The 14404-nt window shown below is 70.2% G+C and carries 11 protein-coding genes and 1 riboswitch; of the genes, 8 read left to right on the forward strand and 3 right to left on the reverse strand.

The genetic code is table 11. From position 1 onward, the window contains the following. Window positions 1-24: 24 nt before the first annotated feature. A complete protein-coding gene (locus tag ACIBVQ_RS30470) occupies window positions 25-897 on the reverse strand; it encodes a RecB family exonuclease (RefSeq protein WP_362777438.1) in 873 nt (290 codons plus the stop codon). A gap of 260 nt (window positions 898-1157) precedes the next feature. On the opposite strand from ACIBVQ_RS30470, the gene ACIBVQ_RS30475 reads away from it, so the two are divergent. Beyond that, window positions 1158-2249, forward strand: coding sequence for a site-2 protease family protein (locus ACIBVQ_RS30475; protein WP_399181673.1), 1092 nt, complete (start codon window positions 1158-1160; stop codon window positions 2247-2249). Window positions 2250-2492: 243 nt separating this feature from the next. Continuing rightward, window positions 2493-3932 carry an FHA domain-containing protein gene (locus ACIBVQ_RS30480; RefSeq protein WP_399181653.1) on the forward strand — a complete coding sequence of 480 codons (1440 nt, stop codon included), beginning with the start codon at window positions 2493-2495 and terminating at the stop codon, window positions 3930-3932. A 19-nt stretch (window positions 3933-3951) separates the two neighbouring features. Here the strand turns inward: ACIBVQ_RS30480 and ACIBVQ_RS30485 are convergent, their stop codons facing one another. Then, window positions 3952-5994: a cation:proton antiporter gene (locus ACIBVQ_RS30485; protein WP_399181655.1), complete on the reverse strand. Its 2043-nt coding sequence runs from the start codon at window positions 5992-5994 to the stop codon at window positions 3952-3954. A gap of 118 nt (window positions 5995-6112) precedes the next feature. Here ACIBVQ_RS30485 and ACIBVQ_RS30490 point away from each other — a divergent pair, with 118 nt between their 5' ends. Continuing rightward, complete coding sequence (locus ACIBVQ_RS30490) at window positions 6113-6901, forward strand: protein kinase (protein ID WP_362777444.1); 789 nt, start codon at window positions 6113-6115, stop codon at window positions 6899-6901. A 12-nt stretch (window positions 6902-6913) separates the two neighbouring features. On the opposite strand, the gene ACIBVQ_RS30495 is transcribed toward ACIBVQ_RS30490, so the two are convergent. Beyond that, window positions 6914-7996, reverse strand: coding sequence for a GNAT family N-acetyltransferase (locus ACIBVQ_RS30495; protein ID WP_362915847.1), 1083 nt, complete (start codon window positions 7994-7996; stop codon window positions 6914-6916). 162 nt (window positions 7997-8158) lie between these two features. Here ACIBVQ_RS30495 and ACIBVQ_RS30500 point away from each other — a divergent pair, with 162 nt between their 5' ends. The 5 genes from ACIBVQ_RS30500 (at window position 8159) to ACIBVQ_RS30520 (ending at window position 14403) form a co-directional block, all read left to right on the forward strand. Continuing rightward, on the forward strand, window positions 8159-9028 hold the full coding sequence (locus ACIBVQ_RS30500) for a tRNA (adenine-N1)-methyltransferase (RefSeq protein WP_352013095.1): 870 nt from the start codon (window positions 8159-8161) through the stop codon (window positions 9026-9028). A 205-nt stretch (window positions 9029-9233) separates the two neighbouring features. After that, a complete protein-coding gene (arc, locus tag ACIBVQ_RS30505) occupies window positions 9234-10997 on the forward strand; it encodes a proteasome ATPase (protein WP_352013094.1) in 1764 nt (587 codons plus the stop codon). A gap of 199 nt (window positions 10998-11196) precedes the next feature. After that, window positions 11197-12363, forward strand: coding sequence for an acyltransferase family protein (locus ACIBVQ_RS30510; protein ID WP_399181659.1), 1167 nt, complete (start codon window positions 11197-11199; stop codon window positions 12361-12363). A gap of 85 nt (window positions 12364-12448) precedes the next feature. Continuing rightward, window positions 12449-13966, forward strand: a complete 1518-nt coding sequence (gene dop / locus ACIBVQ_RS30515; protein WP_352013092.1) for a depupylase/deamidase Dop — start codon at window positions 12449-12451, stop codon at window positions 13964-13966. A gap of 91 nt (window positions 13967-14057) precedes the next feature. Then, window positions 14058-14177, forward strand: a riboswitch (cobalamin riboswitch). A 31-nt stretch (window positions 14178-14208) separates the two neighbouring features. Further along, window positions 14209-14403, forward strand: a complete 195-nt coding sequence (locus ACIBVQ_RS30520; RefSeq protein WP_352013091.1) for a CbtB domain-containing protein — start codon at window positions 14209-14211, stop codon at window positions 14401-14403. The last annotated feature ends 1 nt before the right edge of the window (window position 14404 follow it).

Raw genomic sequence — 14404 nt, forward strand, 5'->3', positions numbered from 1 at the left:
CGCCTCGGAGGGCTGCGGAGGTGCTCAGAGTTCGTCGGTCGCGGCCCTGGCAGGACGTCTTCTCGTGCTGCGCACGGTGTCGCCGGGCTGCCGCTCGGGCAACGGCGGGGGAGTGCCGCCGAACTGCGGGCACAGCTCCTGGTAGTTGCACCAGTCGCACAGGCGGCTCGGTCGCGGCGGCCACTCGCCGGTCTCCATGGCCCGCTCGATGGCCGTCCACAACGCCCGCACCTTGCGCTCCGTCGCCAGCAGGTCGGCCTCGTCGGGGGCGTAGCGCAGGACCTCTCCCTGGCCGCCGAGGTACATCAGCTGCAGCACGCGCGGCACCGAGCCGTGCAACCGCCACAGCGCCAGCGCGTAGAACCTCATCTGGAACAGCGCCTTGGCCTCGAAGGCGGGGCCGGGCGCGCTGCCGGTCTTGTAGTCGACGACCCGGACCTCCCCGGTCGGCGCGACGTCGAGCCTGTCGATGTAGCCCCGTAGCACCAGGCCGTTGTCCAGCGTCGCCTCGATGTAGAGCTCCCTCTCGGCGGGTTCGAGGAGGGTCGGGTCCTCAAGGGTGAAGTAGCGCTCGACCATGACGGCCGCCTGGGAGAGCCACGCGGCCAGCTCCGCCTCGTCGGTGAACATGTCCTCGTAGGACGGCTCGGCGGCCAGCAGCCTGCGCCACTGCGGTTCGAGCAGGTCGAGCGCCGCGGCCCGGGTGCGTTCTGCGGCCGGCAGGTCGTAGAGGCGTTCGAGCACCGAGTGGACCATCGTGCCGCGCACCGCGGCGGGTGACGGCGGCTCGGGCAGCCGGTCGATCACCCGGAAACGGTAGAGCAACGGACATGTCATGAAGTCGCCCGCCCGGGACGGCGACAACGCTCCGATGATCGTGGGCTCGGTCGGTGGCATGTCCGCACTGTAGGTCACGGTGGCGACAGTTCGGGACGGCTCGCGGAACCCCACGCGGACCTCACAGGTCCTTCCGGGGGCCTCACGGGTGGGAGGTCTCGGGGAGATCTCGGAGGGGTCTCGGGAGGACCAGGTTGGCCGCGGGCGGCTGCGGGCGGCCCGATGGCGCGTAGCATCGAGGCCTGAAGACGATGTGAGCGAGGAACGGTGAGCCAGCGGTGAGCAGCGACAGCCCGCGCCAGGACAAGCCAGGACTGCGGATGGGGCGGCCCTTCGGCATCCCCGTCTACGTCTCGCCGACCTGGTTCATCGTCGCGGCGTTCATCACCTTCACCTTCCAGGGGTCGGTGAGCGCCCAGCTGCCCGAGCTGGACGTCCCGATGACCTACGTCGTCTCCTTCGTCTTCGCGGTGCTGCTGTACGTCTCGGTGCTCCTGCACGAGCTGGCCCACTGCGTGGTCGCCAGGATGTACGGCCTGCCGGTCCGCCGCATCACCCTCTACCTGCTCGGCGGCGTCTCGGAGATCGAGCGTGAGCCGGAGACCCCCGGCAGGGAGTTCATGGTGGCCTTCGCCGGGCCGCTGCTGTCCCTGGGCCTGGCGGTCATCGGGTTCCTGGCCTACCGGGTCATCGACCCCGGCACGGTCGCGGGCGTCCTGGTCTTCCAGCTGTGGCTGGCGAACCTGATCGTCGGGGTGTTCAACCTCCTGCCCGGCCTGCCCCTGGACGGCGGCCGCATGCTCCGAGCCGGGGTGTGGAAGCTCACCAAGAGCTCAGGCTCGGGTACCGCGACCGCCGCCTGGGTCGGCCGGGCGCTGGCCGTCCTCCTGGTCGCGGTGCCGGTCGGCCTCGCGCTGATCAGCGGGCAGGCGCCGAACACCAGCATGCTCATCTGGTCGATCCTGCTGGCCTCCTTCATCTGGCTCGGCGCCACCCAGTCGCTGCGCAGCGCCCGGGTGCGCGCCCGCATCCCGCAGGTCAACGCCCGGGCCCTGGCCAGGCGCGCCATCCCGGTGACCGCGGACGTGCCGCTGGCCGAGGCGCTGCGCCGGGCCACCGAGGCGCAGGCGGGGGCGATGGTCGTCGTCGACCACGACGGCCGCCCGACCGGGATCGTCAACGAGGTCGCGGTCGAGGCGACCCCGGAGAACCGCCGCCCCTGGGTGAGCGCGGGCTCACTGGCGCGCAACCTCGAACCGTCGCTGGTGCTGGCCGCGGACCTGACGGGCGAGGCCCTGATCGACGCCATGCGTGAGAGCCCCGCCGGGGAGTACCTCCTGGTCGAGCGCGGCGGTGAGATCTTCGGGGTGCTGGCGACCTCCGACGTGAACCGTGTGTTCAGCGGGGCCTAGACGGTACGGTACGGGCCCGTCCCGCGGTTCCCGGGGGAGAGGCGCCGTCCGGGTTCTCCGGCCCTCGTTCCTGAAGGTCTTCTGCTGTACTTTTTGCTACGGTCCGATGCGGTTGATTTGATTGACCCGGTCCCACCTGCCGTGTTCCGGACGCGCACAACCGTCCGGGCTGGGTGCGGCTGGTGACGGACGGGCCGATGCGGGTTCCGTTCATCGGGTGGCGTTTCCGGGAGGGAGAGTTCTGTGACCGACGAGGGCTTCGGAGTGGTGCGTCCACTTCCAGGCAACGGGCTGGTCGCCCATGTGGGGGGCCTGCTGCTGGTGTGTGACGCGGCTGAGCCCGTCGTCGAGGACCTTCTGGGCGCGCTCAGGGAGACGGCGGCCTCCGGCGGCGACGGCCGGGCCCTGGCCCGCCGCGTCGCCCAGGTGCTCGCGGTCGTGATGGGCGAACCCGTGGCGTGCGCCGTCGCCGGTCCGGTGGCCTCCGGGGTGGCCGTGCTGGTCAGCGGCCCGGCGTTCGCCTCGGTCACCGGTCAGGGCGGTGAGGTGCAGCTCGCCGGGCGCGACGCCCTCACCTGGTCCGACCGGCTGGTGCCCGGCCCGGTCACCCGGGTCGAGCTGCGCCTTCCGGAGGCGGGGCAGGCGCATCCGCTGACCCGGCTGGACAGCGGTGTGGTCACCGCGGGCGGAGTCCTATGCGACCCCGCCGAGCCCGGGCAGAAGCCCGTAGGGGTCCCGCGCCGTGAGCCGGTGGCCGAGGCCCTCCCGCAGGCCGCGTCCGCCGTGGAGCCGATGCCCTCAACGGGAGCTCAGGCGGCGCCCCCGCCGGTCCCGGCACCCGCCGAGTGGGCCGAGCCCGCGCGGTCCCAGCCGTCGGTGGACTGGTCCGTGCCCGAGGCGGCGTCACCGCCCCCCGCCTCCCCTGAGCCCGCGGCGTCCCCGATGCCCCCGGGGCCGCCCGCTCCCTATCCGATGGGCTCCCCGGACCACTACGCCTCCGGCCCGCCCGCGCACCAGTCCGCTCCCCAGGGATGGCACTCCGATCCGGGGCCGCAGATTCCCGCCATGGCCCAGCACGAGGAGCCGGAGCCCGTCCCCGACATCCGTGACCAGCCCTTCGAGTACGAGCTGCTGACGCCGGGAGGTCTCCAGGGCACGGCGGAGTCCCCGCTCTCCCCGGCGCCCGCGGACCAGCAGGCCGAGTCCCGCCCGCTGGTCTACGGGGTCGACTGCAAGAACGACCACTTCAACGACCCGCGCGTGCCGTACTGCGCGGTCTGCGGCATCGCGCTGGTCCAGCGCACGCTCGTCCCCTACAAGGGACCGCGCCCGCCGCTCGGCGTGCTCCTGCTCGACGACGGCATGACGCTCCGCCTCGACAGTGACTACCTGGTCGGCCGTGACCCCGAGCGGGCCCCCGAGGTCGCCGACGGGTCGGTGCGTCCCGCGAAGGTCACCAGTCCCGACGGGTCGGTCTCGCGCCGTCACCTGCGGGTCGCGCTGGACGGCTGGGACGTCAACCTGGTCGATCTGGGTTCGGTCAACGGCACCCAGATCCAGCCGCCGGGCGACCCCAACTTCTACGACATCCCGCCGAACGAGCCGGTCGCCATCCTGCCGGGCACGACCGTGCGGATCGGCGTCTCACGCACGATGCGTTACGAGTCGCACCGTAACCGCTGAGGACCGGCGCGGGCCGCGCTCAGCTCCGTACGGAGACCTCGACAGGGCTTTCCGCAGGGGTCCGGCGCAGCGCGGAGACGAGCGCGGGCCAGTCCACCGGGTCGGCGTCCCGCTCTGCCCGGACCAGCAGATGCGCCGCCGGCCCCGTGACCTGCCCGGCGCCGTCCCCGGCCACGGTCAGGGCGTCCCCGGGCACCGGGCCGCCGGTCACCTCGACCCCGAGCCGGGTCAGCCGCCTGACGAGGGCCGGGGCCCTGCCGCCGCCCTCGACGACCAGCGGGCGCCCGCAGGCCAAGGCCAGGGTGAGCGCCACGCGGACGGTGTCCTCGCCGGCCTGCCCATGAGGCACCGCGACCGGCCCGGCGGGCGGCGGGCCCGGCGGACCGGGTGAGGCCACCGTCACCACGGGGCAGGCGACCCCGTCGCGGATCGCGGCGTGCCCGGGGGTTCCCCGGGGCAGCACGACGAGGCCCGGAGCGGCCTCCGCGGCCAGCTCGGCGAGCTCGGCGCCGACGGAGGCGCTGAAGCGGCTCACCACCCTCACCTCGGGGCCGTGCGCGCGCACGGCGTCCGCGAGGACCTCAAGCTCGTGGAGCGTCTCGGTCAGCTCGGCCAGCTCCGACGACAGGCCCCCGCCGAGTTCGAGCCGGCCGCCGGGATAGGGCCGCAGATGGGCGAGGATCACCTCGGCGGGCGCGGCGGAGCGGGCCAGGAGGGCCGCCAGCTCCGCCAGCGGGACCTGCTCGGCGGGGGAGCCGGGTACGACGACCAGCACGCGGGTGGCGGCGCGCGTGCCGAGGGCCTCGCGTCCGGCCTGCTCGATGTCGCGCGCGACCCGCCGCCCGGGGTAGACCTTGCGCAGCAGCGGCTCCGTCATCGCCGTGGTCAGCAACGCCATCACCACCATCAGCGAGTACAGCTCCTCGTCGAGGACGCCCTTCTGCAGCCCGACGGACAGGATGACGAGTTCGGTGAGTCCACGGGTGTTGAGAAGCGTGGCGATCGCCAGCGCCTGCCGTCCGGGAAGCCGTGTGCGGGCCGCGGCGTAGGAGCCGAGCAGCTTGCCGCCGATCGCGACCACCAGGATCGCGGCCAGAGTCCCCAGGCTGGACAGGTCGAGCGTGCGGAGGTTGACGTCGAGCCCCGCGACGACGAAGAACATCGGCAGCAGCAGGAGCACGGCGAGCTGTTCGAGGCGCTCCAGGATCTCGTGGTTGAGCCGTTCCGCGCCCTCACGGGGCATCACGGCGCCGAAGACGAACGCTCCGAAGATGAAGTGCACATGCATCCACTCGGTGGCCCAGGAGGAGGCCAGCAGGCCGATGAGCACCAGGGAGAGCAGCCCCGGGGTCAGCCTGCCCGCCCGCTGCCTGGCGGGCACCAGGTGGGCCAGCAGCGGCCGGACGACCAGGAACATCAGCAGCCCGTACGGCAGGGCCAGCGCGACCCGCCACTGGTCCGCGCCCTCGCCGACGCCTCCACCGGCGCTCCCGCCGGCGCCCGCGAGGCCCGCCACGACGGCGAGCGCGGTCCAGGCGAGCACGTCGATCACCGCGGCGGAGGCCAGCGAGAGGCCGCCGACCGTGGAGCGCTGCATCCCCCGGTCGGTGATGATCCTGGCCAGCACGGGGAAGGCCGTCGCCGCCATCGCCGCGCCCATGAACAGCACGAACGGCAGCGTCCTGGCCCCGTCGACGTGGTCGCCCGCGATGCCGAGCGCCAGCGCGCAGCCGAGCACGAACGGCACGAGCGTCGAGCCGAGCGCCACGGTCACCGCGGTCCTGCCCCGGCCCCTGACCAGCTTCTGGTCGAGTTCCATGCCGACGACGAACATGAACAGCACGAGCCCGACGTCGGCCAGGGCGCGCAGCGGGGGCATCATCCCGTCGCCGAACAGCCGGTCGCCGAGAAGCGGCCCGAGCAGGGTCGGGCCGAGAAGAATGCCGGCCACGATCTCCCCGACGACCGGTGGCTGGCCGAGCCGCCGGGCCACGGCCCCCAATAATCGCGCGGAGATGAGGACGATCACGAGGTCGAGCAGCAGCAAATCAACGTGGAACACTGGGACACGCTTCCCCGTAAGTAATGAAAGTAATGAAAAGCCCCGAGAGTGACCAAGGCGACGTTACCGTCTTAATAGATCATCGCGAGCGTCGCGGGGCACGTCGAAGGGAACGCCGGTGGAGGGTATCGCCGACTACGAGTTCGTCCGCCCGCTGGGAACGGGCAACCATGGCGAGTTCTACCTGGCGAGGAGACCACGGCGGCTGCCGGTCGAGGCCGACCTGGTGGCGGTGAAGGTGGTCGGCGGCACCGGCAAGGACGCCTTCCGGCGGGCGACCAGGGAGCTGAAGGCCTTCGCCACGGTGCGCTCGCCGTACCTCGTTACGCTCTACGACGCGGGGCAGCAGGGTGGGGTCTTCTACTACTCGATGGAGTACTTACCCGAGGGCTCGCTGAGACTGCCCGCCGGGACGCCCTCGCGGGAGCGGGTCCTGCGTTCGGTCGCGTGCGCGGCCCAGGCCGTCCAGGCGCTGCACGAGGGGGGCATCCTGCACCGGGACGTCCATCCGGGCAACGTGCTGCTCACCGAGACCGGGGGCAAGCTGTCGGACCTGGGCCTGTCGCAGGTGTTCGCGCCCGGCGCGACGGTGACCGGGATGGGCGGCATCGGGTCGGCCGAGTTCACCGACCCCGCGCTGCTGCGGGGCGGTGACCCCTCTCCCGAGGGAGACGTGTGGTCGCTCGGAGCAACGCTGCACTGGTCGATGACCCGCACCGGCCTGTACGGCGAGCTGCCCGTCCACGACCCGCTGCTGACCCTGCGCAGGGTCAGCACGACGCCGCCGTCGGTCAGCGGCGATCTGGAGCCGGAGCTGGCCGACCTCGTCCGGGCCTGCATCGGGGACATGGCCGCGCGGCCGACCGCCAGGGGGGTCGCGGACCGCCTGCACGCGCTGCTCGACTGAAGGGGGCCGGTCCTACCCTCGCAGCCTGTACCACTGCAGGTCGTCCAGGCGGGTGCCGTCAGGGCCGGGCAGCAGGCCGTGCACCAGGCCCTCCCTGGTGAAGCCCGCGCGCTCAAGCACCCGGTGCGAGGCGTGGTTGTCCGGGGCGGTGCCCGCGACGACCCTGGTCAGCGGGGTGTGCTCGAAGGCCCACTCGACGAGCAGGTTCACCGCCCGGGCGGTGAACCCCCTGCCACGGAAGGCGGGCAGCAGGCTGTAGCCGGTCATCGCCTGGCCGAGCACCGGGACGATCGAGGTCAGCTGGATGTGCCCGGCGAAGGCGTCCGTCGCGGCCTCCCTGATGGTCAGCTCGACGCGTTCGCCCGCCAGCCAGTGCGCCCCCGCCTCCCGGCACAGTTTCTCGACCCTGGCCATGTCCGGCCCCTCCGGGGGGACGCTGTAGCGCACGACGTCGGGCAGGTTCTCCAGCGCGTGGTGGTCGGCGACATCCTGGGGGCCCAGGGGCCTCAGCCGTACCACGCCGTCGGACAGGGAACCGCCCGGCAGGGCGGGCAGGAAGGGCTGGACGCGTTCGCCGGACTCGCCGTACAGGCGGGCGAAGGCGATCAGGTCGCTCCTGCCGCCGTCCCTGCGGGCCTCGGCCGAGCGCCTGACGCCCTCGCGCTGGAAGCCCGCGGCGAGCGCGACCCGCTGGCTGGCCAGGTTCTCGACATCGGTCAGCAGTTCGAGCCGCCGCACCCCGAGGGCGAAGGCCCATTCGGTGAGCGCCCTGGTGGCCGCCGTCGCGACCCCCCGCCCCTGCGCCCACGGAGCGACCAGGTAGCCCACCTCGCCGTTGCCGCGCGCGTCGAGCGGCCTGAGGCCGATGTTGCCCATCCACTCGTCCGTCTCGGTGTCGGCGATGGTGAAGGAGGCGCCGCCGTCCCGCCAGGACCGCTCGGCCGCCCTCAGGTAGGCGAACGCGTCGTCACGGGTGTACGGCACCGGCAGGGTCGGCAGGAAACGGCTGATCCGAGGGTCGTCGCAGGCGCGGGCGATCGACTCGACGTCGGTCTCGGCCGGTGGGCGCAGGACGACGTCCCGGGAAAGGATCACGTCTTGTGGGAGCATCCCCAAGTGCTATCAGTTCCCCATGAAGGGGGACCAATCATTTCGGTCCGATCACGCTCTCCGGCGTGCGTCGAGGCCTTCATCGGGCCTTCATCGGGTCCTCGCCGGCGGGACGGGTGGCGGCCGGGCGCCGATAACCTTGCGGGCATGGGTTTTCGCAGGCATGGGCCGTTTCAGGCCGGGGATCAGGTTCAGCTCACCGATCCCAAGAACAAGCGTCACACGGTGACGCTGAAGGAAGACGGGGTCTTCCACACGCACAAGGGCGGCATCCCGCACAGCGACCTGATCGGCCGGCCCGAGGGGTCGGTGGTGCGTTCGTCCGGCGGCACCCAGTATCTCGCGTTCCGGCACCTGCTCCAGGACTACACGCTGTCCATGCCGCGTGGCGCCGCGGTCATCTACCCCAAGGACTCGGCGCAGATCGTCGCCATGGCCGACATCTTCCCCGGCGCGCGTGTCGTCGAGGCGGGGGTCGGCTCGGGCGCGCTGACCTGCTTCCTGCTGCGCGCGGTCGGCTCCGAGGGCCGGGTCACCTCCTACGAGCGGCGTGAGGACTTCGCCGAGGTCGCCACCAAGAACGTGGAGAAGTTCTACGGCGGCCCGATGGACCAGTGGCGCCTGGTCGTCGGTGACTTCGTGGACGCGCTCGACGAGAGCGACGTCGACCGGATCATCCTGGACATGCTCGCGCCGTGGGAGTGCGTCGACGCCGCGGCCAAGGCCCTCACTCCGGGTGGTGTCATCTGCTGTTATGTGGCGACAACCACCCAATTGTCCCGCACGGTGGAAACTCTCCGCGAACACGGGAGTTTCACCGAGCCTCATGCGTGGGAGACCCTGGTTCGCGACTGGCATGTCGAGGGCCTCGCCGTACGGCCGGACCACAGGATGGTCGGGCACACCGGGTTTCTCGTCACCGCGCGTCGCATGGCGGACGGGGTGACCCCACCACCGCGTCGCAGGCGTCCAGCAAAGGGGGCATATGGCGAAGAGTCCACCTCTTCCACCAGTTGATGACGATTCAGCCACGAGGGTGCACCGGAGAGTGACGCGGGAACAGAACTCCGTGTTCTTATGCTCCAAGGACTAAACGCACCATAAGGGATTGTTAAGTGCCTACTTAATGTAGGCATACGAACACTGCTCGGCCAGGTAAGGGACAGCCCCCAGATGGGTAGGGTTTTGAGTAGTCGGTCTCGACTGGGAAGGAGGTGACGCCGTGGCAGCTCGCGACGACGCCGAGGCTCGTGCCGCGCAGCGCGAACGGGAGGTCGCCGACCTCACAGCACAGGTCTCCTTCCTGCAGGAGGAGATCACCACGCTACGTCGGAAGCTGACGGAGTCTCCCCGGCAGGCCAGGATTCTCGAAGAGCGTCTCCATGAAGCACAGGCGAACCTCGCGGCCGTAACCGGCCAGAACGAGCGGCTCGTGGCCACCCTCAAGGAGGCCAGGGACCAGATCGTCGCGCTCAAGGAGGAAGTCGACCGGTTGGCGCAGCCGCCCTCCGGCTTCGGCGTGTTCCTTGAGTCCAGGGAAGACGGCACGGTGGAGGTCTTCACCGGCGGTCGCAAACTTCGAGTGAACGTCAGTCCAGCGGTGGACGTCGACTCGCTGAAGCGTGGCCAGGAGGTCATGCTCAACGAGGCGCTCAACGTCGTCGAGGCCCTCGGATACGAGGAGGTCGGCGAGATCGTCATGCTCAAGGAGCTCCTTGAGGACGGCCAGCGCGCGCTGGTGATCTCGCACGCCGACGAGGAGCGGGTGGTGAGACTGGCCGAGTCGCTGCTCGACCAGCCGATCCGCGCGGGCGACTCGCTGCTGCTTGAGCCGCGCTCCGGTTACGTCTACGAGCGCATTCCCAAGTCCGAGGTCGAGGAACTCGTCCTGGAGGAGGTGCCCGACATCTCCTACGAGGAGATCGGCGGGCTCATGCGGCAGATCGAGCAGATCAGGGACGCCATCGAGCTTCCCTACCTGCACGCCGACCTCTTCCGCGAGCACAAGCTCCGTCCCCCGAAGGGCGTGCTGCTGTACGGCCCGCCCGGATGCGGCAAGACGCTCATCGCCAAGGCGGTGGCCAACTCCCTGGCCAAGCAGGTCGCGGAGAAGACCGGCCAGTCGGGCAAGAGCTTCTTCCTCAACATCAAGGGTCCCGAGCTTCTCAACAAGTACGTCGGCGAGACCGAGCGGCACATCCGCCTGGTCTTCCAGCGCGCCAGGGAGAAGGCCTCCGAGGGCACCCCGGTGATCGTGTTCTTCGACGAGATGGACTCGATCTTCAGGACCCGTGGCTCCGGCGTCTCCTCCGACGTCGAGAACACCATCGTTCCCCAGCTGCTGTCCGAGATCGACGGTGTCGAGGGCCTGGAGAACGTCATCGTCATCGGCGCCTCCAACCGTGAGGACATGATCGACCCGGCGATCCTGCGGCCCGGCCGTCTGGACGTCAAGATCAAGATCGAGCGGCCGGACGCCGAGGCGGCCAGGGACATCTTCTCGAAGTACCTCATCGAGGACCTTCCGCTGCACACCGACGACCTTGCCGAGCACGGTGAAAGCCGTGGCGGCACGATCTCGGCGATGATCCAGCGGGTGGTCGAGCGGATGTACGCCGAGAGCGAGGAGAACCGCTTCCTTGAGGTGACCTACGCCAACGGTGACAAGGAGGTCCTGTACTTCAAGGACTTCAACTCCGGCGCGATGATCCAGAACATCGTGGACCGCGGCAAGAAGATGGCCATCAAGCAGTTCCTGGACACCGGGCAGAAGGGGCTGCGGATCCAGCACCTGCTGGCGGCCTGCGTGGACGAGTTCTCCGAGAACGAGGACCTGCCCAACACCACCAACCCCGACGACTGGGCCCGCATCTCCGGCAAGAAGGGCGAGCGGATCGTCTACATCCGCACCCTCGTGACGGGCAAGCAGGGCACCGAGGCGGGCCGGTCCATCGACACGGTCGCCAACACCGGTCAGTACCTGTAGAAGCACCACCAAGGCGGCGCGTGCCCTCCGAGGGCGCGCGCCGCCTTCGCGTGTCCCCTCCACGGGCCCTCGGAAAACCGCCGCGAGGCCCGGAAGGCGGGTCACGGAAAACAGCGGGAACAAGATCCGGGCCGAGGGAACCCGGTTGATCGAAACACCGTCCAAGTGGCGTGCGTGAACACTTCGCCCCGGCGGGCACATGACCGGCACGGCCGCAAAGGGAACCGGCCGCCTCGCCGAACTCGACCTCCTGCGTTTCCTCGCCGCCGTCGGGGTCGTCGCCTTCCACTACCTCATCGCCTTCGCCTCGGTCTGGGGGGAGCGTCCGGCGAAGTTGTTCCCGGAGACGGCCACCCCGGCGGGCCTGGGCATCCTCGGCGTCGAGCTGTTCTTCATGATCAGCGGCTTCGTGATCCTGATGAGCGTCTGGGGGCGAGGGCTGGGCGCCTTCGCCCTGTCACGCCTGGTGCGGCTCTTTCCCGCCTACTGGATCAGCGTGGGCGTCGTCGCGGCCGTCTACGGCCTGGGCGCGGCCACCGCCCTGGACCCCAAGCTCGGCCTGCGTGACTACCTGGTCAACCTGACCATGTTCCAGCGCGCCTTCGGCCTGACCGACGCCAACGGCGTCTACTGGTCGCTCTGGGCCGAGCTTCGCTTCTACCTGCTGATCTCGATCCTGGTGATCGTCGGGGTGACGTTCACCCGCTGCCTGGTCTTCATGGGCGTGTGGCTGCTGGCGGCCGGGATCTTCACCGGCAACGAGAACGAGTGGGTACAGCTGATCGTGATGCCGAAGTACGCGGCGTACTTCGTCGGCGGCATGGCCTTCTTCCTCATGACCAAGCACGGCCCCAGGCCGGTGCTGTGGTGCGTGGCCGGGCTCAGCGGCGGGCTGGCGGTCTACGCGGCCCTGGCCAGGGTCGAGGGCCGCATCGACGCGGTGGGCTACGCCGCGATGCCGGTGCCCGGCTGGGCGGTCGTCGTGACCGTCGTGATCTTCTACGTGCTCATGGCGCTGGTGGCGCTGGGCGCCCTCGGCTGGCTGCGCTGGCGCGGGCTGGTCGTGCTCGGCGCGCTGACCTACCCCCTCTACCTGTTCCACTCGACGGTCGCCGCCGTGCTCGTGCCCGTCCTGCGCGACACGCTCGCGCCCTGGCTGACCGTCGCGGTCACCGTGCTGGTCACGCTGGTGCTGTCCTACCTGGTCCACCGGCTCGTCGAGCGGCCCATCCAGGAGTTCGTCAAGGCCAGGCGGCGGCGGGCGGCCGTACCACAGGGGAGGCACGGACGCGGTCCCGGCGGGGGAGCGGTTCCCGCTCCGGGGGCCTCGGGAGAAAACGCCTCAGAAAAGGCCTCTGTGCCATAACTGTCTGGTCACCGGGGATAGTGAAGGGTCTAGGGTCGGGGATATATACGGCGGAGTAGTCGTCCTGGATGAACAGAGGGTGCGCATGACGGTACGGCGGGTGATGGGCATCGAGACCGAATACGGCATCTCCGTGCCCGGACAGCCGGGGGCCAACGCGATGGTGACCTCCTCCCAGGTGGTGAACGCCTATCTGGCGGCCTCGGCGGCCAGGGCCAGGCGGGCACGCTGGGACTTCGAGGAGGAGAACCCTCTGCGCGACGCCCGGGGCTTCGACCTGTCCAGGGAGGTGGCCGACCAGAGCCAGCTCACGGACGAGGATCTGGGCCTGGCCAACGTGATCCTCACCAACGGGGCCCGGCTGTACGTGGATCACGCCCATCCCGAATACTCGACTCCCGAATGCACCAATCCACGAGCCGCGGTGATCTGGGACAAGGCGGGGGAGCGCGTCATGCACGACGCCGCGACGCGCGCCTCGGCCGTCCCCGCCAACGCTCCGATCCAGCTCTACAAGAACAACACCGACAACAAGGGCGCCTCCTACGGCTGCCACGAGAACTACCTGATGCGGCGCGCCACGCCGTTCGCAGACATCGTCAGGTATCTGACCCCGTTCTTCGTCTCCCGGCAGGTCGTCGTCGGTGCCGGCAGGGTCGGCATCGGCCAGGACTCCCGGGGCGAGGGCTTCCAGATCAGTCAGCGTGCCGACTTCTTCGAGGTCGAGGTCGGCCTGGAGACCACGCTCAAGCGGCCGATCATCAACACCAGGGACGAGCCGCACGCCGACCCGGAGAAGTACCGCAGGCTGCACGTCATCATCGGCGACGCCAACATGTCGGAGATCTCGACCTACCTGAAGCTGGGCTCGACCGCGCTGGTCCTCGCCATGATCGAGGACGGCTACTTCACCCGTGACCTCGCGGTCGACAACCCGGTCCAGGCGCTGCGCGCGGTCTCCCACGACCCCACGCTGAAGTACGAGATCGCGATGCGCGACGGCCGCAGGCTCACCGCGGTGCAGCTGCAGATGGAGTATCTGGAGCTGGCCCGCAAGTACGCCGAGGAGCGCAGCGGGAACGGCGTCGACGAGATCACCAAGGACGTCCTCGACCGCTGGGAGTCCGTCCTGACCCGTCTGGCCGAGGACCCGATGCAGCTGTCGCGGGAGCTCGACTGGGTGGCCAAGCTCGAACTGCTGGAGGGCTACCGTACCCGTGACGGCCTGGCCTGGTCCCACCCGCGACTGCAGCTGGTGGACCTGCAGTACTCCGACATCCGCCCCGAGCGCGGCCTGTACAACCGGCTGGTCGCCCGGGGCAGGATGCAGCGCCTGGTGACCGAGGACGAGGTGCGGCGGGCCATCGAGGCGCCGCCGAGCGACACGCGGGCCTACTTCAGGGGTCGTTGCCTGAGCCAGTTCAGCGAGTCGGTCGCCGCCGCGTCCTGGGACTCGGTCATCTTCGACATCCCGGGCAGGGAGTCCCTGCAGCGCGTTCCGACCATGGAGCCGCTGCGCGGTACGAAGGCCCATGTCGGAGAGCTGTTCGACCGCTGTCGCACCGCCGCCGACCTGGTCACCGCTCTCACCGGCGATCAGTGACCTCCCGTGCGGGCGGGTGCTCCCGCCCGCGCGGTTTATGGCTTTGTGTCCGCTATTGCATGGATTGACGGACGCTGTGAACCGGTATACATTCCGGGTGTTTTGTGGCGGTGCGAGGGAAATCCGGTGAGATTCCGGTGCGGTCGCGCCACTGTAACCGGCCCGAGAGGGCGGGGAGCCAGGTCACTCGGCCGCCACCGACCTACGAAAAGGGGCGCGTCAATCCCCTGAAGGAGGTGGCCGTGAGCCAGATCTCTGCTCCGCCGGTCAAGCCCATCCCGCTCGGTTCGCTCACCCGCTGGCTTCTCGCCGTACCGGTGCTGCTGCTCCTCGCCTACCTGGTCGCCTTCGACCAGGGCGCGATCTCGCAGGCCGGTAACTACCTGCACGAACTCATGCACGACGGGCGTCACCTGCTCGGTGTTCCCTGCCACTGAG

This window comes from Streptosporangium sp. NPDC049376, from assembly GCF_044466505.1.
In the GTDB taxonomy this organism is placed as follows: domain Bacteria; phylum Actinomycetota; class Actinomycetes; order Streptosporangiales; family Streptosporangiaceae; genus Streptosporangium.

Coding starts and splice junctions, on each gene's coding strand:
- ACIBVQ_RS30470 (WP_362777438.1), bottom strand. CDS start 897: ATGCCACCGACCGAGCCCACGATCATCGGAGCGTTGTCGCCGTCCCGG.
- ACIBVQ_RS30475 (WP_399181673.1), top strand. CDS start 1,158: ATGGGGCGGCCCTTCGGCATCCCCGTCTACGTCTCGCCGACCTGGTTC.
- ACIBVQ_RS30500 (WP_352013095.1), top strand. CDS start 8,159: ATGGGTTTTCGCAGGCATGGGCCGTTTCAGGCCGGGGATCAGGTTCAG.
- ACIBVQ_RS30510 (WP_399181659.1), top strand. CDS start 11,197: ATGACCGGCACGGCCGCAAAGGGAACCGGCCGCCTCGCCGAACTCGAC.
- dop (WP_352013092.1), top strand. CDS start 12,449: ATGACGGTACGGCGGGTGATGGGCATCGAGACCGAATACGGCATCTCC.